The 26,873-nt window shown below is 59.2% G+C and carries 28 protein-coding genes; 14 read left to right on the top strand and 14 right to left on the bottom strand.

From position 1 onward, the window contains the following. Positions 1 to 131: 131 nt before the first annotated feature. On the top strand, positions 132 to 1,514 hold the full coding sequence (locus I2G43_RS00745; RefSeq protein WP_118094176.1) for an MATE family efflux transporter: 1,383 nt from the start codon (positions 132 to 134) through the stop codon (positions 1,512 to 1,514). A 27-nt stretch (positions 1,515 to 1,541) separates the two neighbouring features. Here I2G43_RS00745 and I2G43_RS00740 read toward each other — a convergent pair whose 3' ends face one another. Beyond that, entirely contained in the window at positions 1,542 to 2,408 is an 867-nt protein-coding gene (locus I2G43_RS00740) for a LysR family transcriptional regulator (protein WP_195534706.1), read from the bottom strand. Positions 2,409 to 2,566: 158 nt separating this feature from the next. Between I2G43_RS00740 and I2G43_RS00735 the strand changes: the two genes are divergently transcribed. After that, the gene (locus tag I2G43_RS00735; RefSeq protein WP_195534705.1) at positions 2,567 to 3,469 is read left to right on the top strand and encodes a DMT family transporter; all 903 of its coding nucleotides are present in this window, start codon (positions 2,567 to 2,569) and stop codon (positions 3,467 to 3,469) included. 88 nt (positions 3,470 to 3,557) lie between these two features. After that, positions 3,558 to 4,283: a uracil-DNA glycosylase gene (locus I2G43_RS00730; protein ID WP_195534704.1), complete on the top strand. Its 726-nt coding sequence runs from the start codon at positions 3,558 to 3,560 to the stop codon at positions 4,281 to 4,283. A 54-nt stretch (positions 4,284 to 4,337) separates the two neighbouring features. Here the strand turns inward: I2G43_RS00730 and I2G43_RS00725 are convergent, their stop codons facing one another. From I2G43_RS00725 to I2G43_RS00715, 3 genes are all read right to left on the bottom strand, one after another. Further along, positions 4,338 to 5,018: an SDR family NAD(P)-dependent oxidoreductase gene (locus I2G43_RS00725; RefSeq protein WP_195534703.1), complete on the bottom strand. Its 681-nt coding sequence runs from the start codon at positions 5,016 to 5,018 to the stop codon at positions 4,338 to 4,340. Positions 5,019 to 5,027: 9 nt separating this feature from the next. Continuing rightward, positions 5,028 to 5,750: a VUT family protein gene (locus I2G43_RS00720; protein WP_229071408.1), complete on the bottom strand. Its 723-nt coding sequence runs from the start codon at positions 5,748 to 5,750 to the stop codon at positions 5,028 to 5,030. Between the two features lie 156 nt (positions 5,751 to 5,906). Then, on the bottom strand, positions 5,907 to 7,520 hold the full coding sequence (locus tag I2G43_RS00715) for a peptide chain release factor 3 (RefSeq protein WP_195534702.1): 1,614 nt from the start codon (positions 7,518 to 7,520) through the stop codon (positions 5,907 to 5,909). Between the two features lie 389 nt (positions 7,521 to 7,909). Here I2G43_RS00715 and I2G43_RS00710 point away from each other — a divergent pair, with 389 nt between their 5' ends. From I2G43_RS00710 to I2G43_RS00695, 4 genes are all read left to right on the top strand, one after another. Then, entirely contained in the window at positions 7,910 to 8,290 is a 381-nt protein-coding gene (locus I2G43_RS00710) for a GntR family transcriptional regulator (protein WP_195534701.1), read from the top strand. A gap of 23 nt (positions 8,291 to 8,313) precedes the next feature. Continuing rightward, complete coding sequence (locus tag I2G43_RS00705; protein WP_195534700.1) at positions 8,314 to 9,195, top strand: ABC transporter ATP-binding protein; 882 nt, start codon at positions 8,314 to 8,316, stop codon at positions 9,193 to 9,195. Then, entirely contained in the window at positions 9,192 to 9,890 is a 699-nt protein-coding gene (locus I2G43_RS00700) for an ABC-2 transporter permease (protein WP_195534699.1), read from the top strand. The genes I2G43_RS00705 and I2G43_RS00700 overlap by 4 nt, the downstream gene beginning before the upstream one ends. A 275-nt stretch (positions 9,891 to 10,165) precedes the next feature. Beyond that, the gene (locus I2G43_RS00695) at positions 10,166 to 10,792 is read left to right on the top strand and encodes a class I SAM-dependent methyltransferase (protein ID WP_324249468.1); all 627 of its coding nucleotides are present in this window, start codon (positions 10,166 to 10,168) and stop codon (positions 10,790 to 10,792) included. A 197-nt stretch (positions 10,793 to 10,989) separates the two neighbouring features. On the opposite strand, the gene I2G43_RS00690 is transcribed toward I2G43_RS00695, so the two are convergent. The 3 genes from I2G43_RS00690 to I2G43_RS00680 all read right to left on the bottom strand — a co-directional run bounded on the left by I2G43_RS00690 (position 10,990) and on the right by I2G43_RS00680 (position 13,396). Beyond that, positions 10,990 to 12,279 carry a chloride channel protein gene (locus I2G43_RS00690; protein WP_195534698.1) on the bottom strand — a complete coding sequence of 430 codons (1,290 nt, stop codon included), beginning with the start codon at positions 12,277 to 12,279 and terminating at the stop codon, positions 10,990 to 10,992. A gap of 124 nt (positions 12,280 to 12,403) precedes the next feature. Beyond that, positions 12,404 to 12,937: a TIGR00730 family Rossman fold protein gene (locus tag I2G43_RS00685; RefSeq protein ID WP_195534697.1), complete on the bottom strand. Its 534-nt coding sequence runs from the start codon at positions 12,935 to 12,937 to the stop codon at positions 12,404 to 12,406. A gap of 33 nt (positions 12,938 to 12,970) precedes the next feature. After that, positions 12,971 to 13,396: a potassium channel family protein gene (locus I2G43_RS00680; RefSeq protein WP_195534696.1), complete on the bottom strand. Its 426-nt coding sequence runs from the start codon at positions 13,394 to 13,396 to the stop codon at positions 12,971 to 12,973. A gap of 233 nt (positions 13,397 to 13,629) precedes the next feature. Here I2G43_RS00680 and I2G43_RS00675 point away from each other — a divergent pair, with 233 nt between their 5' ends. Then, complete coding sequence (locus I2G43_RS00675; RefSeq protein WP_195534695.1) at positions 13,630 to 16,434, top strand: ATP-binding protein; 2,805 nt, start codon at positions 13,630 to 13,632, stop codon at positions 16,432 to 16,434. A 42-nt stretch (positions 16,435 to 16,476) separates the two neighbouring features. Beyond that, positions 16,477 to 16,956 carry a pyridoxamine 5'-phosphate oxidase family protein gene (locus I2G43_RS00670; RefSeq protein ID WP_195534694.1) on the top strand — a complete coding sequence of 160 codons (480 nt, stop codon included), beginning with the start codon at positions 16,477 to 16,479 and terminating at the stop codon, positions 16,954 to 16,956. 74 nt (positions 16,957 to 17,030) lie between these two features. Here I2G43_RS00670 and I2G43_RS00665 read toward each other — a convergent pair whose 3' ends face one another. Both I2G43_RS00665 and tsaA read right to left on the bottom strand, forming a co-directional pair. Next, entirely contained in the window at positions 17,031 to 18,242 is a 1,212-nt protein-coding gene (locus tag I2G43_RS00665) for a MalY/PatB family protein (RefSeq protein WP_195534693.1), read from the bottom strand. Between the two features lie 112 nt (positions 18,243 to 18,354). Beyond that, positions 18,355 to 19,092 carry a tRNA (N6-threonylcarbamoyladenosine(37)-N6)-methyltransferase TrmO gene (tsaA, locus tag I2G43_RS00660; RefSeq protein WP_229071404.1) on the bottom strand — a complete coding sequence of 246 codons (738 nt, stop codon included), beginning with the start codon at positions 19,090 to 19,092 and terminating at the stop codon, positions 18,355 to 18,357. A gap of 141 nt (positions 19,093 to 19,233) precedes the next feature. Between tsaA and I2G43_RS00655 the strand changes: the two genes are divergently transcribed. Both I2G43_RS00655 and I2G43_RS00650 read left to right on the top strand, forming a co-directional pair. Next, the gene (locus I2G43_RS00655) at positions 19,234 to 20,061 is read left to right on the top strand and encodes a TipAS antibiotic-recognition domain-containing protein (protein ID WP_195534691.1); all 828 of its coding nucleotides are present in this window, start codon (positions 19,234 to 19,236) and stop codon (positions 20,059 to 20,061) included. A gap of 51 nt (positions 20,062 to 20,112) precedes the next feature. Then, positions 20,113 to 20,358, top strand: a complete 246-nt coding sequence (locus I2G43_RS00650; protein ID WP_195534690.1) for a glutaredoxin family protein — start codon at positions 20,113 to 20,115, stop codon at positions 20,356 to 20,358. Positions 20,359 to 20,539: 181 nt separating this feature from the next. Here I2G43_RS00650 and acgM read toward each other — a convergent pair whose 3' ends face one another. From acgM to I2G43_RS10585, 3 genes are read right to left on the bottom strand one after another with little or no spacing between them, the layout of a single operon-like run. Beyond that, positions 20,540 to 21,586 (bottom strand): radical SAM/SPASM domain protein, ACGX system, encoded by a 1,047-nt coding sequence (gene acgM, locus I2G43_RS00645; RefSeq protein WP_195534689.1) that lies wholly within the window; start codon positions 21,584 to 21,586, stop codon positions 20,540 to 20,542. A 46-nt stretch (positions 21,587 to 21,632) separates the two neighbouring features. Further along, the gene (locus tag I2G43_RS00640; protein WP_195534688.1) at positions 21,633 to 22,253 is read right to left on the bottom strand and encodes a 4Fe-4S binding protein; all 621 of its coding nucleotides are present in this window, start codon (positions 22,251 to 22,253) and stop codon (positions 21,633 to 21,635) included. 24 nt (positions 22,254 to 22,277) lie between these two features. Then, on the bottom strand, positions 22,278 to 22,412 hold the full coding sequence (locus I2G43_RS10585) for a hypothetical protein (RefSeq protein ID WP_267473437.1): 135 nt from the start codon (positions 22,410 to 22,412) through the stop codon (positions 22,278 to 22,280). Between the two features lie 199 nt (positions 22,413 to 22,611). Here I2G43_RS10585 and I2G43_RS00635 point away from each other — a divergent pair, with 199 nt between their 5' ends. The 3 genes from I2G43_RS00635 (at position 22,612) to I2G43_RS00625 (ending at position 24,697) form a co-directional block, all read left to right on the top strand. Next, positions 22,612 to 22,944 carry a winged helix-turn-helix transcriptional regulator gene (locus I2G43_RS00635; protein WP_195534687.1) on the top strand — a complete coding sequence of 111 codons (333 nt, stop codon included), beginning with the start codon at positions 22,612 to 22,614 and terminating at the stop codon, positions 22,942 to 22,944. Positions 22,945 to 23,085: 141 nt separating this feature from the next. Next, complete coding sequence (locus I2G43_RS00630) at positions 23,086 to 23,871, top strand: protein-ADP-ribose hydrolase (protein WP_195534686.1); 786 nt, start codon at positions 23,086 to 23,088, stop codon at positions 23,869 to 23,871. Continuing rightward, positions 23,813 to 24,697 (top strand): SIR2 family NAD-dependent protein deacylase, encoded by an 885-nt coding sequence (locus I2G43_RS00625; RefSeq protein ID WP_195534685.1) that lies wholly within the window; start codon positions 23,813 to 23,815, stop codon positions 24,695 to 24,697. Before I2G43_RS00630 ends, I2G43_RS00625 begins: the two co-directional genes overlap by 59 nt. A gap of 145 nt (positions 24,698 to 24,842) precedes the next feature. Here I2G43_RS00625 and I2G43_RS00620 read toward each other — a convergent pair whose 3' ends face one another. Continuing rightward, positions 24,843 to 25,796 (bottom strand): tRNA dihydrouridine synthase, encoded by a 954-nt coding sequence (locus I2G43_RS00620; protein ID WP_195534684.1) that lies wholly within the window; start codon positions 25,794 to 25,796, stop codon positions 24,843 to 24,845. Between the two features lie 48 nt (positions 25,797 to 25,844). Continuing rightward, entirely contained in the window at positions 25,845 to 26,726 is an 882-nt protein-coding gene (locus tag I2G43_RS00615) for a LysR family transcriptional regulator (protein ID WP_195534683.1), read from the bottom strand. Positions 26,727 to 26,873: the final 147 nt, after the last annotated feature.

The raw sequence follows: 26,873 nt of genomic DNA, 5'->3' as shown, positions 1-26,873 counted from the left end.
GGCCCGATTTTGCCTCTTGACAATGTCCTGCTCATATTAAAAGGAACGTCCCTAAGTGCCGGCTGGCTGCATTAGGAGTATCATCGTCTGCGCAAATAAGCACGAAAGAGCATATTAGAGATTGAGAGCGTATGGCAGACACCGCATCTAAGCACATTGACATGACTACCGGCTCGCTGTGGCGCAATATTCCCCTGTTCGCCTTCCCCGTAGCCGCCACGAGCATCTTGGAGCAGCTGTCGAACCTCATCGCCACGGTCATCATCGGTAACTTCTCGGGCGACCAGGGAACCCTCGCCATGGCGGCGGTCGGCTCCAATGTTCCGCTTACCAGTCTTATGCTCAACCTTTTTATTGGCATGTCGCTTGGCTCCAACGTGGTCATCGCCAACGCTATCGGCCGCAACGATCAGAACATGGTCAAACGCGCCGTCCATACCTCGATTTTAATGGCGCTCGTGGGCTTTGTCGTCATCGCACTGGGCGAGATCTTTGCCGAGCCCATGCTCGCTGCGCTCAACGTGCCTGCCGAGACCATGCCGCTCGCTTCGCTCTACCTGCGCGTCTTTTTGCTCAGCATGCCCTCGATCTTGCTCTACAACTTTGAGGCCGCGATCTTCCGCTCCGTCGGCATCACCCGCATGCCGCTGCAGGCGCTCGCCGTGTCCACCGTCCTCAACATTGGCCTGGACCTCATCTTTGTCCCCGTGCTCCACTGGGGCGTCGCGGGCGTCGCCATCGCCACCGCCATCGCCTACACCGTCAGCGCCGCCACACTCTTTGTCCACCTGCTCAAGACCGACTCCGTCGTCCGCGTCACCCCACGCGACTTAGGCTTAGACCCCGTCGCCCTCAAGCGCATCGTCAAGATCGGCCTGCCCGCCGGCATCCAAAGCGCTGTCTTTGCCGTCGCCAACATCATCATCCAGTCCGCCATCAACAGCTTGGGCACCGAGGTCATGGCGGCATCAAGCGCCGCCATGAGCTTGGAGTACGTGTGCTACAACCTGCTCAACAGCTTTAGCCAGGCTTGCACCACCTTTGTGGGACAAAACCACGGTGCCCGCCAAATCGACCGCTGCACCAAGACGCTCAAGGTCTGCCTGATCGAAGGCGGTATCGTTGCACTCACCACGATTATCGTTATCGTCGGTCTGGGGCGCGAGATCCTATCGCTCTTTAACAGCGACCCCAACATCGTCTCGATCGGCTACATCCGCGTGTGTTCGATCTTCCCTGCCTACGCCTTTAGCATGTTCTACGAAAACATGTCCGGCTACCTGCGCGGCTTTGGCATCTCGCTCATGCCCGCCCTCATCACCATGATCTGCGTCTGCGGTATTCGCTTCTATTGGGTATTCTGCGTGTTCCCGCATTTCCGCACCTTTGCGAACATCATGATGGTCTACCCCATCAGCCTGGGCACCACGGCGTTCTTTATGGTCGTGGCGGTACTACTCTGCCACCCGGCACGCACCTATCGCGCCGCCCAAGCCAAAGCGACAGCCCGCTAAACACCGCACTCAACGCCATGCCAGTCATTAATTGACAATATGCGAGCTCATATAGTCGATAAAGTGCCTCGTGGCGATAGGCATGGTGTCCCAGCTGCGCCAGGCTGCCACCACGTCACGCGAGGGAGCGTGCACGATGGGACGCACGCGAATATCGGCCCTCATGCCCTCGACGGTACGGCGATACAGCATACTCACGCCTAGGCCCTCCTCCACCATCGCCATGATGGTGTAGTCGTCGGTCACCTCGCTCGTCACGTGCGGCGACAGCCCATGCGCCGCGAATGCATCGAGCACCAGGCTCTGTTCGCCCTCATCCAGCAGCACAAACGGCTCGGACGCCAGGTCGGCGAGCGTCACCTTTTCCTTTGCCGTCAGCGGATGCGCGGCCGGCAACAGTGCCACCAACTCATCGTGATAGACCACGCGCTTCTCGAGCCCAGCAGTAAATCCGCGTGCCGTAAAGCAAAAATCAACCACGCCATCGTGCACCCACTGGGCATTGCGCGTGTAATCGCCCTGTTTGAGCGTAAAGCGTACACCCGGATGCAGGGCACCAAAGTCGCGGATCACGCGCGGCAACACGGTGCGGCTCACGTTGGTAAACGTTGCGATACGAATATCAGTCGAGGAGAGTCCCAGCAATTCCTGGCGCTTGCCCTCAAGCTCGGCCTCGGCAGTTACAATCTGGCGCAGATACGGCAGGTACTGCTTGCCGTCGCGCGTAAGCGAAACGCCCTGCTTGCCGCGCTCGATAAGCGTGGTGCCCAGCTCGCGCTCGAGCGCCTTGACGGCCTGGCTCACCGCACTTTGCGTATAGCCTAGCTCGTCGGCCGCGCCCTTAAGACTGCCGCAATCGACCACCATACATACAATCTGATATCGCGATGCCATCGTGCCTCCACATCGGTGTAGCCGTAAAACGTTTTGCCAGGGCTTTTTCTACCTACATTAGTATTGCTTAATCATACTGAAGATACATTCGCTTTACTACATCAAAATCTAGGAGCAGAATCCTTTTTGCGAAACCGTTCTGTAACAAAAGGAGTCCCATGGATCGCAAAAAAGCAATCGCGCTCTCGTTTTCCGTTCCCGTCGCATGGGGCTTTTCGTACCCCCTCATGAAGATCGGCATGGACAGCATGAACGCCACGAGCATCGTTGCGCTGCGCTGCATCATCGCCTTTGTGGCCTGCCTGCTGCTCTTCCACAAGCACGCGCTGCGCATCAACCGCGACCTCATGGTTCGCGCCGCCATCATCGGCGCCATCATGGCAACCGAGCTCACCTGCATGTGTTTGGGCTCTAGCCTTACCTCCGCCTCCACCGCCGGCTTTTTACAGAGCCTGACGGTCGTGATCGTGCCGTTTGCCAACGCCGCCCTGCTGCGTTGCGCCCCCGAGCGCAAGGTGCTTATCGGCACCGCCATCGTCACCTGCGGTATGCTGCTGCTCTCGGGCGCCGACTTTACCAGCCTGAATCCCGGCGCGATCATCATGTTGCTCTCAGCCTTTATCTATGCCAGCCACATTATCGTAGCCAAGCGCTTTGTCGAAGAAGTCGACCCACTGGCCTTGGGTGTTTGGCAGCTGGGCTTTGGCGGCCTGTTCTCGGGCATCGCCGCGTGCACCTTTGGCGGCTTCACGCTTCCCAGCACGCCCAACGAGATCGTCGTGGTCGTCGCGCTCGCACTCATCTGCTCTGCCTACGGCTTTATCACCCAGACGCTCGTGCAGCCCCACGTGCCCGCCGAGACCACCGGCTTTGCCTTCTCGCTGGAGCCGGTCTGCTCCGCCGTCTTCTCGTTCTTCCTGGTCGGCGAGGTCCTGAGCCCCATCGCCTTCTTTGGCGCCGCCCTCATCCTCACCGGCGTGATGGTGGCAACCGTCGAGCTCCCGCGCCTTCGCTCGCAAGGACACGCTCACATGGCAGGAGCGCCCGAGCGCGTCTCGTAGACCCCACTCTTCATGCAGCCGCGGCATAAAGGCAACCGGTGCGCCTTTACAATAGATGCCAACAGAGCATCTGCCATAAAGGAGCCCCATGGACACCGCAACTCGCGACCGCAACATAGCAACTTGGTTGGGCGATGCGCCGCAGCCGGTACGTGACACGACGAACCAGCTGCTCGAGCGCATCGCCCTTTTACGTGCCGAGCAAACCATCTACCCGGCACAAGACGACATCCTCAATGCCCTCGCCTATACGCCGGCCGACCAGGTCAAAGTTGTCATCTTGGGTCAAGATCCCTATCACGGACCCAACCAGGCCATGGGGTTATCGTTCTCGGTCCCCGCGACGCAAACCAAGTTGCCGCCGAGCCTGCGCAACATCTATAAGGAACTCAAAGCCGATCTGGACTGCCCCATTCCTGCCACGGGAGACCTAACCCCATGGGCACAACAGGGCGTCCTGCTCCTTAACACCACGCTCACCGTGCGCGAGCATGCCGCCAATTCGCACGCCAAGCTGGACTGGAGCACGCTCACCGACTATATTATCGAACGCTGCTGTCAGCTGCCCCAGCCGGTCGTCTTTTTGGCATGGGGCCGCTTTGCTCAGCAAATGGTTGAGGGTAAGCTCGACGCGATCGGCACGGGCAAGGCAACCGGCAAGTTCTGCCTGGCTTCTACGCACCCCTCGCCGCTTTCGGCCAACCGCGCCACGGCAGAACTCCCCGCCTTTATAGGGTCGCGCCCCTTCTCCGCTGCCAATCGGCTACTCGAACAGCACGGCTCGACCCCCGTCAACTGGACTTGCCTCGGCTAAAAATCAATACATCAAAAACGCGCCCGACGGCAATCTTGCCATCGGGCGCGTTTTCTACTCGGGCCAGATAAACTGGGTGCGGCCGGCCTCGCCGCCATCGATCAGCAGGCTCTGCCCGGTCATAAACCGGTTGGTCACGCCCACAAAGTAGATCCACTCGGCGATCTCTTGGGCGGTGGCCCAGCGTTTAAGCGGCGTGAGCTCCATAATCTGGTTCCACAGGTGCTCGTCTTCCATCACGCAACGGTTGAGCGGCGTGATAACGCCGCCCGGGTCCACACTGTTGGCGATGGCCTGCGGCGCCAGGCGGTTTGCAAGGTTCTTGGTGTAGGCGATAACACCGCCCTTGCTGGCAGCATAGGCGGGAAACTCCGATCCCGTATGCCCACTCGCCGACCCCACATTGACCACGGATTTGATAGCCGGCGTCGGCTTGGCGGCAAGCCCCTCCCCCACAAAGGCGTAGCGCTCGGTCACGTTGATGGTGCCACACAGGTTAGCGGCGATATCGTCGGCCGAATCCTGCGTACCGGCAACGTTTACGATTACCTGGGGTTCAAGGTCGTCTGGAAACGAGTCCGGTTCGCGGACATCAACGATCAGATGGCGGTAGCGCTCGTGCTCGACCGCCGTCGGCAGCAGGTCAAAGCCCACGACCTCGTGGCCCTCGTCCAAAAAGCGCTGCACGCACGCGGCTCCGATACCGCCCGAAGCGCCCGTGATCAAAACCCGCATACTTGCTCCTTAGGCGGTTGCGTGGCGCTCGAGGTACTCGGCGCCCACATTCTCACGCTCCCAGCCACGCACGACCTTGTAGCCCACGGGGCTCAGGAAGACCTCGCACAGCAGCTCGGCAACAGCGCCGGTCAGCGAGCACATAAACACCTGCACCCAGGTCCAACCAAAGAACGTGTGGCTCACCACAATGGCGAAGACCAGGTTGTCGATAAACTGGCCAATGCCCGTGGATACATAGGAACGGAAGGCAAAGCTCGCAAAGTTATTCTTTTTGAGCATGCGGCCGAGCGACTGGTTGAGCGTGGAGTTGACCACGGCAGAGGTAAGCATGGCCAGCGACGAGCCAAACACCACGTACCAGGTGCCGCCGATCGTGGCGTTGAGGGCAGTGTTGACCTCGATCATGCCCGTGTCGTAGTAGGCGCCCCACATGCCGGGCGTGAGCGAGCACAGCCAAAAGCACAGGCTCACGGCCAGATTAACCAGCAGTGCGAGGATAGAGATTTTGATGGATGCCTTGGCGCCAAAGCGCTTGCAAATCATGTCCTGGCACAAAAACGAGACCCAGCTCACCACAAAGCCGCAGTCGAGTGCCAGATACGGCAGGCTGATGAGCTCTTTGTTGGCCAGCAAGTTCATCATGATAACGCTCACGATAAACAGCGAAACCGTTGCCGCGGGAATGCTCCGCAACAGGACTTTGTAGTCCTCCATGACCTTCTTGATCATTATGTACTCCTTTGGTTTTGGGTTTAACGAGCAGGATATCGGACCCGAACTGCTCGGCCGCCCCGGTCTTGAGACGACGGTGGGTATGATAGCCGCTCCGCCGGCGGCAGGCAAGCAAAGAGCGCGGCAGCCCCGCAAGGTCACCGCGCCGATGTGTTAAAACGTTACGTTGCCAAACTCCGACAGGATCAGGTCGGGGTTGTGGTCGGTCGCCCAGTCCACGTTCCACGGACTCGTGAACAGCAGCAGCTTGCCGCCGCGCATGTCCTCGACGCGCAGGGTGTCGCGCGTAAGCGAGAGGCCCGGGATATCGATGGTATCGGGGTCGTTCTGAATCCAGCGGATGTCGGTGTAGGGCAGCGGCTGGCGACGCACCTCAACGCGATACTCGGCCTTCAGACGGCGCTCGAGCACCTCAAACTGCAGTACGCCGACCACGCCGACGATAACGCTTTCCATACCGGCGCCCAGCTCGCGGAAAATCTGGATGGCACCCTCCTGGGCAAGCTCCTCCATACCCTTCACGAACTGCTTGCGCTTGAGCGTATCGACCTGCGTGATGCGGGCGAACATCTCGGGCGCGAACGTCGGAATCTGCGGGTACTGCACGTGATGCTTACCGGAGCACACGGTATCGCCAATGCTAAAGATGCCCGGGTCGAACAGACCCACGATATCGCCTGCATATGCCTCGTCCACGATGGCGCGGTCGTCGGCCATCATCGAGGTGCCCGTGGCCAGCTTGAGTTTGCGGTTACCCTGCATGTGGAAGGCGTCCATGCCGCGCTCGAACTTGCCCGAGCAGATGCGCACGAAGGCGATGCGATCGCGGTGGTTCTTGTCCATGTTGGCCTGGATCTTAAAGACGAAGCCGCTAAAGTCGTCGCGGCAGGGGTCGACCGGCTCGCTGGTGAGCGTGTCGGTATAGGCGCGCGGCGTCGGGGCCAGGCGCAGGAACTCCTTAAGGAAGGGCTCAACGCCAAAGTTGGTGAGCGCCGAGCCAAAGAACGCCGGGCTCAGCTTGCCGCAGGCCACGGCATCCAGATCGAGCTCGTCACCAGCGCCATCGAGCAGCTCGATGTCGTCCATCAGGTTCTTGTGGTTTTCCTCGCCGATGAGCTCATCCATGGAAGGATCGCCCAGCTCCGCCTCGACCTCGGCGACCTTCTTGGTGGCGTTGGCGTGACCGTCGCCCTCAAAGGCGATGACGCGACGCGTCTGGCGATCGAACACGCCGCGGAAGTTGCGACCGCTGCCGATCGGCCAGTTCATGGGATACGTGTTGATACCCAGGACGTTCTCGATCTCTTCCATGAGCTCAAACGGATCGCGGGCCTCGTGGTCGAGCTTGTTCACAAAGGTGAAGATGGGAATGTGGCGCAGCGTACAGACCTTAAAGAGCTTCTTGGTCTGAGCCTCGACGCCCTTAGCGCCGTCGATAACCATGACCGCGGCGTCGGCGGCCATGAGGGTACGGTAGGTATCCTCCGAGAAGTCCTGGTGGCCGGGGGTATCGAGGATGTTGACGCAGGCGCCGTTGTAGGTGAACTGCAACACCGAGGAGGTAACGGAGATGCCGCGCTCCTTCTCGATGTCCATCCAGTCCGAAACGGCGTGCTTGGCCGAGCTCTTGCCCTTGACCGAGCCGGCGGTCTGGATACTGCCGGTGTAGAGCAGCAGCTTCTCGGTAAGCGTGGTCTTACCGGCGTCCGGGTGACTGATGATCGCGAATGTGCGGCGCGACGAGATTTCATCCGACAGGCTTGCCATGCGGATCCTTTCTTGCGTTCTATATGCATTACGTCGATGTAACCCGTCTATTGTAGCCGCGAAATGCTGCGGCAGAGCACCTATCAGGACAAATTCATCAGTCGGAGCTTGGATACCGGTCGGCGGCGGCACTCCGCAGCAGTTTGTCTCGGTCTGTAACATCTAGACGGGTTTTGAACCTCTACCTGTTACAGACCGAGACAAACGGATGGCCTGCCGTCAAAATCTCAATCTGTAACAGTTAGACCCGATTTGACCCTCTTACTGTTACAGATCGAGACAAAAGGTCACCGGTCATCCTGATTGTCCTCTTGCATAACTGTGCATAGTGTATATATACTGTGCTTACCGGTTATATACACGTGTAGCCCATCAGCTAAGGAGCCGCTGTGGACATTATCCTATCCAATTCGAGTGACAAGCCCATCTACGAGCAGATATCCTCGCAGGTCAAGGCCCAGATTCTATCGGGTGCACTCGCCGCGGGAGCCAAACTCCCGAGCATCCGTGCGCTCGCCAGCGACCTCGGCGTGAGCGTCATCACGACCAAGCGTGCCTATGCAGATCTGGAGCAACTCGGGTTTATCTGTACCGTGCAAGGCAAAGGCTGCTTTGTCGCCGAGGGCAACCAAAAGCTCTTGCGCGAAAACCAGCTCTGCCATGTCGAAGATCTGCTTGCACAGGCAGCGACACAGGCAGAAGCCCTGGGCGTCACGCGCGATAAGTTGCACGAGATGCTCGACCTGGTAGCCCCCGAAACCATGCAGTAGCCATCTGCAAGAAAGGCTATACCATGCAAAACCTGCTAGAACTCAAAGATGTCTCACGCCGCGTAAGTGACCGCTTTTCGCTGCGCGATGTCACACTCACCGTGGAGCCCGGTCAGATCGTTGGCTTTGTGGGCGCAAACGGTGCCGGCAAGACAACGACCATCCGTGCCGCGCTCGGTCTCATAAAGCTCGACGCCGGCGAGGTGCATCTGTTTGGACAGCGCTGCGATGCCAATGCGCCCGATGAACTCCAACGTCGCGTGCGCTCTCGCATCGGTCTCGTTCTGGACACGTGCCCCTTCCCTTCCACGCTCAAGGTGGCCGAGGTCGAGACACTCGTAAGCCCGGCGTACCCCACGTGGAGTCATGAAACGTTTGCTGGCCTCATCGACCGGTTTGGTCTGGACCCCAAGGCGAAGGTCAAAGACCTCTCCCGCGGCATGGGCATGAAGCTGCAGCTCGCGTGTGCGCTCAGCCACAAGGCCGAGCTGCTCATCTTGGACGAAGCCACGGCTGGCCTCGATCCTATGGCACGCGAGGAGCTGCTCGACGAGCTGCTCGCCTTTGTCGCCGACGGACAGCGCAGCGTATTGTTCTCGAGCCACATTACATCCGACCTTGAACGCGCGGCAGACCGTGTCGTCTGCATCGACAACGGCTCGATTGTGTTCGATTTGCCGCGCGAGGACATTACCGACCGCGCCGGCATCGCTCACTGTACCCAGGCACAAGCCGCCGAGCTCATGGATTGCGTCGAAGGCGCCCGCGCCACCCGTCATGCCTACAGCGTGGACGTACTCGTCCCCAATCGCCGCGAAGCGCTCGAGGCCTTTCCCGAGATTCCCTGTGACCGGATTTCCATCGATGACTACCTGCGCCTTACGCTGAAAGGAGCCTCCAAATGAAACGCGCCTTTATATCCGAGACCGCCATCATGCGCTCGTTTCTCCCGAGCATCGCGGGCGTCGGCCTGTTCATCTTCGTCGTGCTGACCCTTGCCAACGCGACGGACGGCGACTCCGGCATGAGCGCCGGCACCTGTGCGGTCAGCGCCATGTCGCCCATCATAATCATGAACTCGCTAGCTGGCTACGATAACCAAAACGGCTGGGAGCGCTATCGGGCAACGCTGCCGTTTTCGCGCAAAGACATCGTCTGCGCACGCTACCTGTGCATTATTGCCTTCTCGGCCGTTATGGCATGCGCGGCTACGCTTCTGAACATCCTCGCCCTTCCGTTCTTCGACCACATGGGCATCCCTTCGACAGGCCAGACGGTCTTTGAAATCGCAACAGCCTCGGCGGCGTCGATGCTTATCTCCCTCATGATGGTGTTTTTGGCACAGCCGATATTCTTCCGATTTGGACACATGGAGGCGCTGCGCCTGTCCGTCGGCCTGTTTGCCCTGTTTGGCTGCGGCACCATGGCAATGCTGAGCTCCTCCAATCCCATCAGCAACTGGCTCATGTCATTTGCCGGAGCGAACCCCGACCCCGCCGTCATCAGCTTTCTGTGCGCCGGAATTGCCGTCGCGGCGTTCGTGCTATTCATGATCAGCTGCACCGTCAGCACCAAGATCTATCGAACACGCGACCTGTAGCCAGACGCGCCTCGGGCGCGCAAGGGCACAATCGGTCGTCAGCGAATACGAATACATGACAAACGACATGTCCCCGGCACGCCCGTGACGTCTTACAATAGAGACGTCACGGGCCTTGGCCCAATCTCGATCATCCAAGGGGATGTCTTTTTGGTCATTGTTCTTTAGGGAACGGTCAATCGCATAGAACCATGAAAACGGCCGTCCAACGGCCGTGGTTTGTTGCGCCGTTCCGCCCCCGTCATCTGCCAATTTGCACCTGATAGGAAAGAACAGTGAAATCCCAGGAATCTCAATCCTTCCCAAAAGCCAACAGCTTCGATACGGCACTCGTGCGCTCTAAGATTATGGGGCCCAATCCCCTCAAGCTCTGCGAGGAGCTCCTTTGCGATGCAAGTATTCCCCGCGGCGCTCGCGTCTGCGACCTTGGATCGGGCACCGGTATCACCAGTGCCCTGCTCGCCCGCGAATATGGGTTTGACACCTACGCCGTCGATCTGTGGAGCGACCCCGAGGAGAACCGCGCGTTCTTTGATTCACTCGGCATTTCGCGCGACACGATTCACCCCGTACAGGCGGACGCCTCGAAAGGCTTGCCGTTTGAGCACGACTTTTTTGATGCGGTCGTGAGCATCGACTCGTACAACTATTACGGGCGCGACCCGCATTATCTGGGCGAGCGTCTGCTCCCCTACGTAAAGCAAGGCGGCGTGCTTTACCTGAGCATCCCCGGCATGGCCTGCGACTGTCACAACAACCTACCCGCCTGCCTGCTCAAATCCTGGACGCCCGAGCAGCTCGATTACATGCACGACATAGCCTGGTGGCGCGCCATGATCGAGCCGACCGCCGGCGTCGAGATTGTCTCGATGCAGCCCATGCTCTGCACCGACGAGGCATGAGCAGACTGGCTCGCTTGCGACAACGAATACGCAGCGAGCGACCGCGCCGCCGTTGAAGCCGGCGCGCTCGAGTATCTCAACACCATCGCCATCGTGCTGAAGAAGCTCTAAACAACAGCCGTGCGAGACCGTAGACATACGGCCCCGCACGGCTTCTTTCAAAACGGATTATGAATCAGCCCAAAACGGGCCGCCCACTACTTGCGCAGCGGCTTGGGCAGCGGAATTCCGGCGGCGATGACGGCGGCGATAATCATGCAGACGATGCCCTTGAGCGGGAAGCACATGAGCAGCAGGCCCACGACCATGACGGGCTGGCGCATGACGGCACCCATCGTCGAGGCCGTGCAGACGGCAACGCAAAAGACCGGATCGGCACCCGTGAGCAGTGCGAAACCGTAGCCGAGGCTCACGCCCGAAAAGATTACGGGGAAGAAATGGCCACCGCGCCAGCCCATGTTGATGAGAGCAGGGGTCAGCATAGCCTTGACCAGACCGGTTGCGATGAGCACACCGGCGGGGATGGTGAAGTAGGTTTCCATAAGCACGTCGGCCTGCGTCTCGCCGGCAAACATGGTGTAGGGCAGGACCGTTCCGCAAGCCGCAAGCGCCAAGCCCGCGAGCATGGCCTTAACGACGGGGCGCCCCCCTATAGCGTGGGACAGCGCCTCGCTCGCGTGCTCGGAGACAAAGTACAGCCAACCGCAGACGGTGCCGATCAGCGCCAGAGGAATGAGCCAGGTGAGCTCGAGGTTGCCCACCTCGGCAGCCTCGAACCTGGGCATGCCCATGCCACCGCCCATAAACTGGCCGAGCAGCAGGTAGGTGCCCAGACCACCGGCAATCGCGATGCCGTAGACCACGGTCTTTTGCGCCTTGGGAAGCTTAATGGTGATCTCATCAGATGCGGAATCCTCATCGCCATCGGCGCTGCCGGCAAGCGGCGCCACAAAGCCAAAGACGGGCGCGGTAAAGAGCGCCGTCAGCGCGGCCTGGGTGCCCAGCAGCGTGAGTTCCCTAAACTCGACACCAAAGCGACGCATGCGGTCGCCGACCCAGCTGCACAGGCCCGCGATAACGCCGGTCAGTCCGGCCTCCGGTCCAATACTTCCGCCAAACAGCAGCGGCATCAATGCCGCGAGCGAAAGCTTGCCCAGATTGTCATACGGATAGCGTCCGTCTTGCTTGACCTTGGCCATCACCTGGTTGAGGTCGTCGGTCTTGGTGCCGGTCACCTTTTCGTACAGGCCAATGAGCAGACCGCCCAGCAGGCAGACGAAAAACGGGTACGGCAGACAACCGAAGGGACCGCTGGCAAGCTCGGGCGAAGCAGCACCCAGCATGTGCGGAATCTCGGTCCAAAAGAAATCGATGCCGTGTTCCATCGCAAAAAAGAACAGCCAGACCGCAGCGCCGGCGAGCGCGCCAGTCACGGCTACGCTGATCAAAAACAGCGCGCGGTTTTTAGGTTTTGCAAGCTTATCCATCGGGCCCTCCCGTGGTCAAAGTCGACAAAAGTACGCTTTATTGTAGAGCGAGCGCTGCCCAGACGAGCCAACCATCTGCACCCCAAACGGCACCATTGGGCGCAATGCGCGCCCAATCTAGAACTTAACCATTGATGATCGAAGCAATCTCGTGCAAATCTTCGGCAAAGTAAATGCCCTGTTGGCGACCCGGACTCGATAATCCCTTTTCAATCATGTGGCCGAGCAGCGCCTTCAGGTCGTTGTAATAACCGTCCAGGTTATACAGGATGCACGGCGCGTTGAGGCGTCCCAGCGACACCGCGGACATAACCTCGGCAATCTCCTCGAGCGTGCCCGTGCCACCCGGGAAAGCGATAAACGCGTCGCCGAGCTCGATCATCTTCGCCTTGCGCTCGGCCATATCGCTCGTCACGATGAGGTCGTCGATGCCATCGTGCTGAAACTCCGCCTCGATAAAAAAGCTCGGCTCCACGCCCGTCACGTGGCCGCCGGCATCGAGGACGCTATCGGCAAGCGCGCCCATCAAGCCCGACTTGGACCCACCGTACACCAGCGCGTGACCGTTGGCGCCAATCCATGTGCCGAGCTCTTGCACCGCAGGCAAAAACGCCGGGTCGCTACCGACGCTCGCGCCCAGGTACACCGTGATGTTCATATGCAATCCCCCTTGCTGCGCGATACGCTTGCCCTAGCGCTGCCGACGGCGGTACTCACGTACGCGACGCGATAGGTCGGCGAGCTCATCGCGGTCGAGCTCTTCCAAATGCTCCAAGTCGTCCATAAAGCGCGCCATGGTGTCCTTTTGGCGCATCTTGATGAGCGTGTTGCAGTAGTTCACTGCAACGCCCGTGAGCATAGCGATATAGAAGATGCTAATGACGCTCAAGACGACCGTGATGACGCGGGCGACCGGTGTCTCGGCCGGAATATCGCCAAAGCCGATGGTCGATACCGTCTCAAAGCTAAACCAGAGCCCATCGCCAAAGGTAAGGGTCGTGGGCTCGGACAGCCAGACGGCCGTCGAGCAGAGCAGGAAAAAGACAAGAAACACGCCTGTTATGTGGGCGAACCCAGCCTGATGCAACACATCGGCAAGCGTCCTGAGCTTTTTCATCGCGACCCCTTCCGCAGATAATCAATCACATCCGCACGGTATTGTCCCACATCCGGCAGTTAGGAACGTTCCTTTCCTGCCGGCAGAAAGGGACTGTCCCCAACTGCCGGCAGGAAAGGAACGTCCCCACCTGCCAAGCGCCAAACGGCGACCCGTTTAACGGCGTGCGGCCCAAACGGGGCACCTGAGCTGGTATCCTTACGTGGTATTGCCTCGATTCGTTAGGATTGCTTGTGAAGCCTTTCGCCGTCCTTCGTTTATCCATATATCGCGCTCTGGTCATCGTGTTTGCCGCGCTTACCGCACTGAGCGCCATTGCGCCTACTCCGGCTTTTGCCGATGACTCTGATCAGCAGGTCAAAACGGTACGCGTTGGCTGGCTCGTCAGCAGCGAGGGTTTCCAGGAAGGCACGCCGGGCGAACGCCTTTCGGGCTGGGGTTACGAATACCTCCAAACCCTCTCGTACTACACCCCCGGATGGAAATACGAATATGTCTCCGGCACGTTCACCGAGCTCATGGACATGCTCGAGGCGGGCGAGATCGACCTTATACCCAATATCTCGTACTCCGAGGAGCGCGCACAAAAGCTGCTCTATTCCTCGAACCCCGAAGGCACCGAGCGCTACTACATCTATGCCAAACCCGATCGCGACGACCTCGCAAAGGGTGATCCCCAGGCACTCCAGGGTCTCACCATCGGTTGCAATCCCGGCGTCATGCAAACCTTCGTCGGCCAGCAGTGGCTTACCAGCGAGGGCATCACCTGCACCTATAAAGAAATGCCTGGTAGTGGCGACCTCTTTGCGGCGCTGGCAAACGACGAGGTCGACGCTATCATCATGAACGACACCATCTCGTCGCCCAGCGCCTCCCCCATGTTCTACGTTGGGTCAAGTGACTACTATTTCGCCGTTCCCAAAAGCCGTCCCGACCTCATGGACGATATCAACTCCGCGATGGCAGCGATCAACCGCGACAACCCGCGCTATAACGACGAGGTCAAGGCAAATTACTCGGCCCAAAACAGCGGGTCATCATCACTTGACGGTGCAGAGACCTCCTGGCTCAAAGCGAACGGAAACACCATCACGCTGGGCTATCTTAAAAACCAGCTCCCCTACTGCACGCAAAATGACGACGGCGAAATGGAAGGATCGCTCGCCACACTCGCGACGACGCTGCGCGACAAATTTGGCATTAACGTTAAAACGGTCGCCATCTCAAACAACAAGCAGCTGGCAAAAGCCCTTTCGGAAGGCGCCATCGATGTCGCCCTGCCTTTTTTCCGCGACTACTGGCTCGCTGAACAGGAAGGAGTCATCCAGTCAAACTCGATGGGAACGGTTTCCCTGACCGCCATTCACAGCAGCAGCGACCTAAGCAAGGACCTCAAGAGCATCGTCTGCTCAGAGAGCGCGATCGTCAGCCGCCCTGAGCTCGAGAGCCTGTTCCCCGACGCAACGGTAACCGAATACCCAACCGCCAGCGAAGCGCTCAGAGCCCTCAATAAAGGAGAGGCCAGTTGCATAATTGTCCCCAGCACGCGCCTGGAAACCATCCGTGAAACCTACGACATCGAGGATTTCGAAACGCAGGAACTCACCAACACAGCAGAGCTATCGTGCTTGATTTCGCGCGGCAATCCCCAGCTTTTAGGAATCATCAATAAGGGTATCGTCAATGCCGGCGAATCGCTCTCCGCGAACAGTTATTCCCCCACATCGTATTCGGCGCAAGAATCGGACACACTCCGGTTTCTCTACCGCAACCGCACCGCCGCTGCCGCCGTTATCATCTGCATTTTGCTCTCCGGCATCGTTATCCTTGTCTGGTCGCTTCAACGCGCGCGGAAAGAGCGGCAGAAAGCCGACACCGCCAACGCCGCTAAAACCGCATTCCTCACGCGCATGAGCCACGACATCCGCACACCGCTCAACGGCATCTTGGGCCTTATCGAAATTGAAGAGCTCAAAGAGGGCGATATGCAGGTCGTCCGCGAGAGCCGTGCCAAGGCGCGCGTTGCCGCCAACCATCTGCTCTCTCTAATCAACGACATCCTCGAGATGGGCAGGATCGAAGAGCACAAGATGACCCTCGAGCACGAGTCGTTCAACCTCAAGGAGCTCTGTGACGATGCATTGGTGCTGTGCAAACTCCGTGCATCGGACCGCGGCATCGTGCTTATCAACACCAGCGAGCCCTATGCCGTCGACCAGAGTATGATCGGCAGCCCCACCCATATCCGCCGAATCATCATCAACCTGCTCGACAACAGCATCAAATACAACAAGCACGGCGGCACCGTCACCTTCTCTTCCACCGTCAAGCCGCTCAACGACGCACACGCGCTCTTTTGTTTCACCATCGAAGACACCGGCATCGGCATGACGCCCGAGTTTTTGAAGCATATTTACGAGCCGTTTGCTCAAGAGGGCAACGACGCCCGCAGCAAATTCCAGGGAACCGGCATGGGCATGCCCATCGTCAAATCGCTCATCGACATGATGGGCGGCGCCATCGAGATCTCAAGCGAACTCGGCGTGGGCAGCACGTTCAACGTCCAAATTCCACTCGACGTCGATAAGAACCCTCAAGCAAGAGAGCACCTGGACAAACAGGCAGGCAGCTGTTCACTTGTCGATATGAACGTCCTTTTGGCCGAAGACAACGACCTCAATGCCGAGATCGCTCAGACCCTGCTCGAGAGCGAAGGAGTCATCGTGACTCGCGCCAACGACGGCAGCGAAGCAGTCAATCTATACGTCGGTCGTCCCGCTGGCAGCTTCGACGCCATCCTCATGGACATCATGATGCCCGGTATGGACGGTTATGAGGCAACGCGCGTGATTCGTCTGAGCGGCAAGCCCGACGCCGCCGACATCCCCATCATCGCGCTGACCGCCAATGCCTTTGCCGAGGACGCCAAGGCCGCACGTGACGCCGGCATGAACGCCCATCTGCCCAAGCCGATCGATTTTGAAAAGCTCAAAAACATTCTCGCCCGCATCAAACAGTACGGCGCCGGTTCGCTATAGTCTCTCCCCAAGAAATGTGCCCGATTGGAAAGGAATCCCGCGATGTTTAGGCCTCTACGCCGAAAGAAACGTGCCATCACCGACGAGGCGGCGCGTGAGCTGCTCGCCACCTGCAAGCGCGGCGTCTTTGCCGTCAACGGCGATGACGGCTACCCGTACGCCATTCCCGTCAACTACTTCTTTGACGCTGAGCACGACAAGATTTACTTCCACGGCGCCAAGGCGGGCCACAAGGTCGACGCTCTCAAGCGTGACGACAAGGTCTGTTTTACCGTCTACGGCAACGACTGGTACAAGGACGACGATTGGGCGCCCTACGTGCAGAGCACCGTTGTCTTTGGCCGTTGCCGCCTAGCGAATGACACCCCCGCATTTATCGAGGACAAGGTCCGTGAGCTCGCGCTCAAGTACTACCCCACCGCCGAAGAGGTCGAGGAAGAAATCGCCAAAGACATCAAGGGCGTTCAGCTGTACGAAATTACGATTGAGCATCTCTGCGGCAAGCAGATTCACGAAAAGTAGGGGGCTGGGATCAGACCCCCGCATAACAATCAAGCCAGAAGACCCCGCGCATGTCGTCCGTTCGTTACGGCTTGCTATGCATTAAAAACGTAACGATCCAGGCGGTCGCACGCCTCCTGCACGCGCGAAAGCGGCAGTGCCAGGTTCACGCGAATGTGGCAGGGTCCATGGAACGGACGGCCGTCCTGGTAGCCCACGCCCACGCGCGCACCCTCGTCGAGCAGCCACTGAATGTCGCGACCGTGTGCGCGGCACCACTCCGTGCAGTCCAGGAACACCATGTACGTGCCCTGCGGACGCGAATAGGCCACACCTTCGAAATGCTCGTCCACGTAATCGCAGAAGTAGTCGACGTTGCCCTTGATGACCTCGTTGAGCTCGTCCACCCACTCGTAGCCCTGCGGCTGGTAGGCGCCAATGAGCGCGTGCATGGAGAGGACGTTCATCTCGTTGTAATGGGTCTTGTTGGACACGGCGCACACGCGGTCGCGCAGCGTCTCGTTGTAGATGATGTGGTAGCTGCCGACTAGGCCCGCGAGGTTGAAGGTCTTGCTGGGCGCATAAAGGGCGACCGTGCGCATGCGGGCGTCCTCGCTCACCGACTGCGTCGGGATGTGCTTGTGCCCAGGACGGATGATGTCGGACCAGATCTCGTCCGAGACCACCACGCAATCGTGCTGGCGGTAGATGTCCATGGCGCGCTCGATCTCGTCGCGTTCCCACACGCGACCGCAGGGATTATGCGGCGAGCAGAAAACAGCAGCATGGATGTGGTTTTGTGCGAGTTTGTGCTCCATGTCCTCAAAGTCCATGCGCCATATGCCCTGTTCGTCCAGCTTAAGCGGGCTGTGCACAATACGGTAGCCCGCGGCCTCGATGGACTTGGTAAAACCGATGTAGGTGGGACTATGGACCAGCACCGCGTCGCCCGGCTGAACGTACGCGCGCAGCGTCGACACGACGCCGCCCAGCACGCCGTTCTCGTAGCCGATATGCTCGGGAAGCAGGCCCTCAACGCCGTTGCGACGGCTCTGCCATTCGATGATGCTGTCGAAGTACTCGGCGCGCGGATCAAAGTAGCCAAACATGGGATGCTGGGCACGCTGAATGATGTGCTCCTGGACCGTAGGGACGGTGGCAAAGTTCATATCCGCCACCCACATGGGGATGCGGTCGAAGCCCTCATCGGGTGCGTTTGGCGCCATACCGGGGATCTCGCCCCAGGAGTCAACGGCGATGGCATCCATACCGTGGCGGTCGATAAGCGAGGTGAAGTCGTATTTCATGCTGGGCTCCCGTGCAAAGTGGATTGGTTCGGTAGGCGTTATTGTCCATCAGGACGGGCGGCTTTGGCACGGGTTTTGGGGTTGAATTTGACTGATGTGGGCGGGCGGACAGCTAGTCCTGAGCTTCGGTGACGGCCGTTACAGTCAGCTGTGTCCCATCGACCGTAAACGAAATATCGAGCCCGGAGTAGGCCAAGTGGTAGACGCGATTGGGCTCGTGCTTGCTTCCAGCACGGCGCGGATCTTGGCGAAGAATCTCGATCAAACCGGGCAGCTTTGTGGGCGGGACCTCGTCTTGCAGCGCTTGTGGAAACTCGACGTCGAGCTCTTGCCACGGGGCGTCTTCGATCCAGCCACCCGTCGCATCCGGATGGCAGTCCGCAAACGGAATATAGGGCTTGATGTCGTAGATGGGCGTGCCGTCGCGCAGGTCGGCCCCCAGCACATGGATGATGGGGCCGTCGTCGGTAAGCTCGACACGATCGAGCCTGACGCAGGTAAGCCCGATGGGATTAGGGCGAAACGGACTGCGCGTGGCAAACACGCCCACGCGCTCGGCTCCACCCAGACGCGGCGGGCGCACGGTTTTCGACCACTTGGCATTGGTGCCGGACCTGTCCTGCGTCTTGGCATCGGTAGCTATGTCCTTAGCCGTGCCGCCGAGCGTGCCGTTTTCGAAGCGCCACAACAGCCATAGGTGAGAGAAGGAGTCCAGGCCCTCGACCGCTGCATTGGAGGCAAATTCCGGCTCAAAAACGATGCGTCCCTGCAGATGAGGCGCCAAAAAGCTGTTGCGCGGAATGCCGAACTTCTGCGGCAGGTCGGTATGTATGTGTGCAATAGGTTCCATGCCGGTCATTGTACGGCATGGAGGTGTGGGGCGTTGCGCGCAATTCTTCGCCGCGGTCCCCCGTCGTGCAACCAACGGTTGCTTGGAAGGGCGTCTGTTGCCGCGTATGCTTAAGCCATCAACCAGCAGAAAGGAGCCGCTATGGCCTTTGCAGAAAAGCTCATCGCTGTCCGTCGCGCTCATCACCTTACCCAAGAGCAGCTCGCCGCCAAGCTCTTCGTCACACGCCAGGCCATCAGCCGTTGGGAACGCGGCGAGGTCACACCGGGCATCGACATGATGAAACTCATTGCCGCCGTGACCGGCGAGCCGCTGCCTCATCTGCTCGAAATGCCCGAGCACTATTGTCAGAGCTGCGGCATGATACTCACGCCCGAAGACTGCGGCACCGACGCCACGGGCGCCACGACCGATCATTACTGCAAGTGGTGCTACGACCACGGCAAGTACACCTACGACACCACCATGGAGGCGATGATCGAGGATTGTGCCCCGCGGCTGGCACAAAACACCAGTATGTCGCTCGACGAAGCCGTCTCGCTCATGGGAGCCGTGCTGCCACAACTGGAGCGCTGGCACACCGTGCAGGAAAACGAGGAGCGCTACGGAGCCGAGGCCCGGGCGCGTTATGGTGATGAAGCCATCGACGCGGCAAACGAGGCGCTGCTGGACATGGACCCTCAGACGTGGAACGACATGAAGGAGCTTGAGCGCGCCATTTTGGGCCAGCTCTCGATTGCCATGGGCGATGGCGAACCGGAAGGCAGCGAGGCTCGCAAGCTCGTCGCGATGCATCGCCGCTGGATTGCTCTCAACTGGGGCAGCGAGCCCCAAGACGAGGCATATCTGGGACTCGCCCGCGGCTACCTCGCCGACCAGCGCTTCGTAGACTACTGCGACAAGCCATGCGGCACCGGAGCCACGACGTTTCTGGTCCAGGCCATCGAGTCGTCGCTGACTTGCGCTTAGATTGCAGCGGCTTTGGGTATCTCAATCAAAACCCCAACTGATTGGAGACCTATGGCTACTCGTCACGAGCTCGTGCTGTACGTTATGACCAGATGTCCGTATTGCATTAAGGTCAAGCGCTTCCTGGCGGACAATGGCGTGACCATCCCCGAGCGCAATATCTCGACCGACGCCGATGCCGAGCAGACACTCATCGCCGCCGGCGGAAAGCGCCAGGTTCCCTGCCTGTTCATCGACGGCAAGCCGCTCTACGAGTCGAGCGACATCATCGCATGGGTGCAGGAGAATCTGCTCTAACACTCGCCTTGCGATCGGCTCACCCCAACCCATACGACCCAAACATGTACGCCAGCATCCAAAGTCGACCATTTTCGACATCTTTGGATGCTGGCGTACAGCTTTTTATGGGTAGTCATCGGGGACGCTCTTAAATGACTAGCCGTTAAAGAACGTCCCCGATGACTAGACGACAATAATCCTACTCCTCAATCTCTTTCCAGCACTGGGGGTCGGCCTCGTACATGTCGCCCGTATAGCCGTACGTCACCGCAGGACAGCCACGACACCAACCGAAGAGCTCGCACTTAGAGCATTTCTTGAACTTCTTAAAATCGCGCTTGGCTTCCATTTGCGGAGAGAAGAAGAGCTCCTCCAGCGAGTTTTCGGCAACGTTGCCCACCTTGCTCTCCATGCGGCGACACGCATAGACATCACCCGTAGGCAGCACCGTCATATGGCCCGTACCGCAGTGGCAGCCGTCATAGATCATGCCGGGCTTGGCGCCCTCGGGAATGGTGAGCTTACCCTGCTCCCACAAAAGCAGCGTCCACAGATGGTCCTTGAGCTGGAAGAACGTTTTGCAGCCGGCCGCCTGATGGAACTCCATGCGCTCCTGCGCGGCCAGCAACACATCCCGATACTCAAGCGGCTCCAAATGGAACTCGTCACGCTTTTGGCCCGACGTGGGGCAGTAGCGCCCAAAGGCGAACACGTCGACCTCGAGGCTTGCCACAAGGTCGATGAGCTGCGGCAGCTCGGCAGCGTTCATGCTCGATACCGTGTTCATGACGGCAACCCAGATACCTGCACGCTTAAGGCAACCGATGGCGCGCATGGTCTCAGCAAACGAGCCGGGCTTACGGAAGTAATCGTGCGTCGACTCGAGTCCGTCGAGCGAAAGCTGATATTTACGGCAACCCAGCTCTTTCATGCGAGCGCAGACCTCGTCGGTCAGATGGAACGGATTGCCCATTACGCACCACATGAAACCGCGCTCGTGCAGGAGCTCGGCAAGGTGCCAAAAATCGGGATGAAGAATGGGGTCGCCGCCCGTAACGTAAAAGTACGGCTGACGACCGATGCGCTCGCAGAGCGCCTGGGCCTGATCGACGACCTGGAGCATTTGCTCCCACGGCATGCGCTTGAAACCCGCGCAGGCACCGTTGGCAAAGATATAGCAATGTTTGCAACGCTGATCGCATTCATCCGTAATGTGCCATTGGAAGGCAAACGCGGGCTTTTGCATCGTGGGACTCCCTTGGTCGATGTTGAAACTGATGACGGTATTTGGGCTACAGGCGCGCAACGGCGCCGACGGGGCAATTCTCGACACAGGCACCGCAATGCAGGCAGTGCTCGGGCTCTATGCGATATGAGTCTCCCGGCTCGATGCACTTCTGCGGGCAGTGCTCAAGGCAGGTGCCGCAACCGATACACGCATCAGCATCGATGCGGAAACCCTTGGCGGGCGCAGGCGCCATGCCCTCGTCTAAAGTAAAGACCGCGCGCTCGATGGGATGAACTCCCAGGTTAAAGTAGTCGAGCACTATGTTCTCGACCTTAAAGATGATGTTGATCTCGCGCGTATCACCGGGATACACGTTGGCAAGATACGGCTGCTCGGCGTAAATCACGTCGCGCCAGTGAACTTGCTCGGAATCCGAGACGGGGGCGGCAACGCCGGACATGCGAATCATCTCGTTAAATCGCGTGTGGACGAGCGTTTGGACACGCCCGTCGGCCATAAGCTGACGGGCCATCTCCTTGCCACGTGCCGTGAGAAAGTAGATAGCACGGGGCTCGTAATGGACGGCGCTTACGCAGCGAATTTGCGGCGCGCAATTCTCGTCCACGGTTGCCAGGGAGAGCGTCCCGGCAAGCTGCATCTTTTTGAGGCAAGTCTGAGCATCCATTACGAGTCCCTTCCTAGCGATTGCTTACTGAGCGTCCGCAGCGCCGCAAGCGGTGCCGCAGGCAGGGGCAGCCTTGGGGTCGGCGGAGCCGCAAGCGGGCGCAGGATCGGTGGTACCGCAGGAGGCGAAAGCGGCGACGTTCTCAAGATTCTCGGACATGGCATTTCCTTTCGGTCGAGGATGGCCGGTCGAAGCCACCCGGTTTTTGACGCTCCTTGCGTCTATATGCATCATGCAAAAAGCGCGCAACGACCAAAAGAAGGCACCAATCTATTAGCCAGTCACCAAAAGGTAAGTAGTATCCACAAGCGACAGCAGCTGCGATAATGAAAGTCGTCCACATGATTGAGGAGTCTCTATGCTTACCAAAGAAGAGCTGCCGCCCTGCCCTGTTGCCACGTGTTTTCAGCTCTTTGGCAACAAGTGGAAGATCTATATCATTCAGCAGCTCATTAACCAACCCATGGGCTTCAACGCGCTACATCGCGCTATCCCCGGCATTAGCCAAAAGGTACTTTCGTCCAACCTTAAGGAAATGGATGCCGCGGGCCTCATCACGCGCACCGTCATCCCCGAGACGCCCATCCGCACCGAATATGCGCTTAGCGAGCTGGGCCACAGCCTTATGCCCATCATCGATTCCCTGGTGGAATGGGGCACCGATTATCAGCAGCTCGTGCGAAACTCCTAACAGCGGCGGGCTTCTGCACATTGAGCGCCGTGGGGCATACCGCTCCACGGCGCTTACCTTTTTGTGCCTTCTTTTACTGTTGCGCGCCAGACGGCACACTACTGTCGAATGAAACCGGCTCAATTGAACAGGAGGAAGGTCATGAATCAGGCCGAACGCCGCGTTTGGCTCATCAAGGTATTGCTTGCCGAGCGGCCAGACGGGCGCAGCATTGCTGCACCTGCCGGAGCCAACGAGCAGCGCAATCTGCTTCGAGCCCTCATGAACGTACGCCCGCCCGAGGCGCTTACGGCCGAGACGCTCGACATACAAGACGCCTACTTGCAGCAACGCCTACTTGAACGCGGCGGGGCGACCAACGCTGGCACGCTCCCCTACCGCGATCGCGTTGCCATCTGGCGCGGCGACATTACGCTGCTTAAGGCCGACGCCATCGTCAATGCCGCCAACAGCCAGATGCTCGGGTGCTTTGTGCCGGGGCATCGTTGCATCGACAACGCCATCCACACCTACGCCGGCATGCAGTTACGCCTGGCGTGCGCCAATCTCATGGACGACCAGGGGCACGAGGAGCCAACCGCACGCGTCAAAGTCACGCCGGCGTTCAACCTGCCCAGCAGCTACGTTTTCCACACCGTCGGCCCTATCGTGCCCAGCCATAAGCCTGGCCCTCGTGAGGAATTGCTATTACGCCGCTGCTACACCAGCTGCTTGGAAGAAGCGACGCGTCGAGGACTCGGCACCCTCGCATTCTGCTGCATCTCTACTGGCGTGTTTGGCTATCCGCAAGATGCCGCCGCGCGCGTGGCCATCGATGCCGTTCGTCATCATCTAGACCATAACGACCCCAACCTTAAGGTGATCTTCAATGTTTTTCTCGCGTCTGACGAGGCAATCTACCGCAGCCTTCTCCAAACAGATCGATAAGCTCCGAGCCGCACTCGATGCATCTGACGCCGTGGTAATCGGTGCCGGAGCAGGACTCTCGACCGCCGCCGGATACGCCTATTCGGGTGAGCGTTTCGAGAAGCTCTTTGGTGACTTTGCCGCACGCTATGGCTTTGCCGACATGTATTCTGGCGGCTTCTATCCCTATGATTCACTCGAGGAGTACTGGGCGTTTTGGAGCCGCTACATTATGTGCAACCGATACGACCCCGTACCGACGCCGCTCTACGAACAACTCTTGGACATAGTGCGCGGGCGCGACTACTTTGTGCTGACTACGAATGTGGACCATTGCTTCCAGCGCGCCGGCTTTGACAAGCAGCGGCTCTTTTACACGCAGGGAGACTACGGCCTGTTCCAGTGCAGCAAGCCCTGCTGTCAGGAGACCTGGGACAACGAAGAACTCGTACGCCATATGGTTGCCGCCCAGCAGGACCTGCGCATTCCGTCCGCGCTTGTGCCCCATTGCCCCCACTGTGGAGCCCCGCTTACGATGAATCTGCGCGCCGACGATACGTTTGTCCAGGACAAGGGTTGGTACGCTGCCGCCGATCGCTACCAGGATTTCCTGCGCCGCCACAGCAATATGCGCGTTCTGTTCTTGGAGCTTGGCGTAGGCGGCAACACGCCCGTCATCATCAAGTACCCGTTTTGGCAGATGACGGCCAAAAACGAGCACGCCACCTACGCGTGCGTCAACCTTGGCGAGGCAGTCGCTCCGGCAGAAATCGCCAATCGCAGCATTCTGATCGACGCCGGCGCCGAGCGCGTAATAGAGGCACTCGCCGTTCAAGCCGTCAGATAGCAGAGGCGATACCGCCTTTAAACATGTACGTCAGCATCCAAAAACGACATTTTTCGACATCTTTGGATGCTGACGTACAACTTTTGGGTAGTCATCGGGGACGTTCTTAAATGACTAGTCGTTAAAGAACGTCCCCGATGACTGGTTAACCGTGGAAGCGGGCTGTGGGCGCGAGCGGTTGCTCGCGGAAGACGCGGTCGACGACGGCGCGGTATTCGTCGACCTTTTTGGTCTTGCGCACAAGCTTGTGGACGGTGGCGGGATCGGCGAAGGCACACTTGGCGTAGAACCACCACTCCTTCATACGAAAGACCGCGTTGCCGCCAATCTCCTCTGCATAGGCCGCGAACAGCGTATCGTGGAAGCGCTGGAGCTCGGCGGTCGTGGCTGCAGGGCCGCCCTTGACCATGCGGGCCAGCGCAGGGTTCGCGAGCAAGCCACGCCCCAACATCACATGGCGCGTGCCGGGATAGGCCTCCACCAGCGCGTCCATGTCCTCAAGATCAAAGATGTCGCCGTTATAGGCCACCGGGAACGGCGCACGCGCGAGCGTCTCGCCATAAAACTCTTTGCGCGGCGATCCCGTGTAACGATCCTTTTGCACTCTCGGATGCACGATTAGCTCGGCCAGTGGCATGCGGCAGTAAAGGTCGAGCACGCGCTCGTATTCCGCGTCGTCCTCGAGCCCCAGCCTGGTCTTAACGGACACCGGCAATGGCGAGCGTTCGCACACATCGCTCAAGAACACCTCGAGCTCATCCAAGTTACGCAAGAAACCCGAGCCCTTGCCCTTGGCAACAACCGTCCCAGAAGGGCAGCCAAGATTGAGGTTGACCTCGCGATAGCCCATGTCGGCGAGCACCTGCGCCGCCCACACAAACTCGTCCGCATTCTTGGACATAAGCTGAGGGACGACATTGAGTCCCTGGTTGTTGGCCGGATCGACCTCCTTAAACGCCTTGCCACCAAAGCGATTACCCACCCGCGGCGGCGGCAAAAACGGCGTGTAGTAGCAGTCAAGCGCGTCAAAGCACTCCGCATGCACGCGACGGAACACATGCCCGGTAATCCCCTCCATGGGGGCCAGCGATAGGATCATCTACTCTTCTCTCATATCAACGAACGTGACCAAGGGAGCTGCCCTTTGTCACGCTCCATTCAAACGGTTCAGGAACTCTTCGCAGGCGCGAGAGCGCAGGCGATATTTTTTCCACACCAGGTACGACGCGATGGCAAGCGGCGGCTCAAATGGGATAAATCGCAGGTCGCTGCTTTCATCCACCTGCAGCAGGCTACCAATGCCAACAGCGCACGCAGCACCCGAGCGCACCAAATGCGATGCGTTGCCGATCAAGTCGAAATGTCCCACAACGTTGAGATCATCGATAGTAAGGGCACCACTAGACCACGCCGCTAAATCCAGCGCTCGATTCGACGTGCGCGAACTCAGCAGCAACGGCATCTGCGCAACATCCGCAGGCGTCAGCACGTCCAAGTCGCCCCAGGGGCCGCTCACCGCAACGACCACGCCGGCTCGATCCACCTCGGACATACGGATCCACTCGTATTTCTCGACGTTAACGGGCTCCAACAGCAGGGCAAAGTCGAGCAGACCGCGCTCCAGGCGCTCCTCCACCGCGTCGGCATTGCCAGTGTAAAGCTCAACCGTCACGCCGGGATGGTCTCGACGCAGCTCCGCAAAAGTGTCGAGCACCAGCCGCATCGACTGGGTCTCGCCAGCGCCAATGCGGATATTGCCCGCAATGCCAAGCTCCCAATCCGCCAGCTCCGACTCGGTCTGTTCCACCAGCGAGACGATCTCCTCGGCACGTTGGCGCAGGCGCATCCCGTCGCTCGTAAGCACACATGACCGATTGGTGCGCTCAAACAGCTCGACGCCCAGCTCGCGCTCCAAGTCGGCGATCTGGCGCGACAGCGTGGGCTGTGTCACATGCAGCACGTTTGCCGCCTCGGTCATGTTTTCCTCGCGCGCCACCGCCAAAAAGTAACGCAGCGTTCGCAGCTCCACGGTGCCCCCAATCCTGCCAGATCCGTCCTCCGACTAGCCATTCAATTCTCGTATATCCAGCTAGTCGATATAAGCAATATACATCGTCGGCGCATCAACGTACGCTATAGTCATCCCCTCAAGAACAAGGAGGACGCCAAGCCGCAC

This window comes from Collinsella aerofaciens, from assembly GCF_015557435.1.
Classification (GTDB): Bacteria; Actinomycetota; Coriobacteriia; order Coriobacteriales; family Coriobacteriaceae; genus Collinsella; species Collinsella aerofaciens_Z.
The sequence above is the reverse complement of the archived record's forward strand: the minus strand, read 5'-3'. Positions and strand labels throughout refer to the sequence as shown.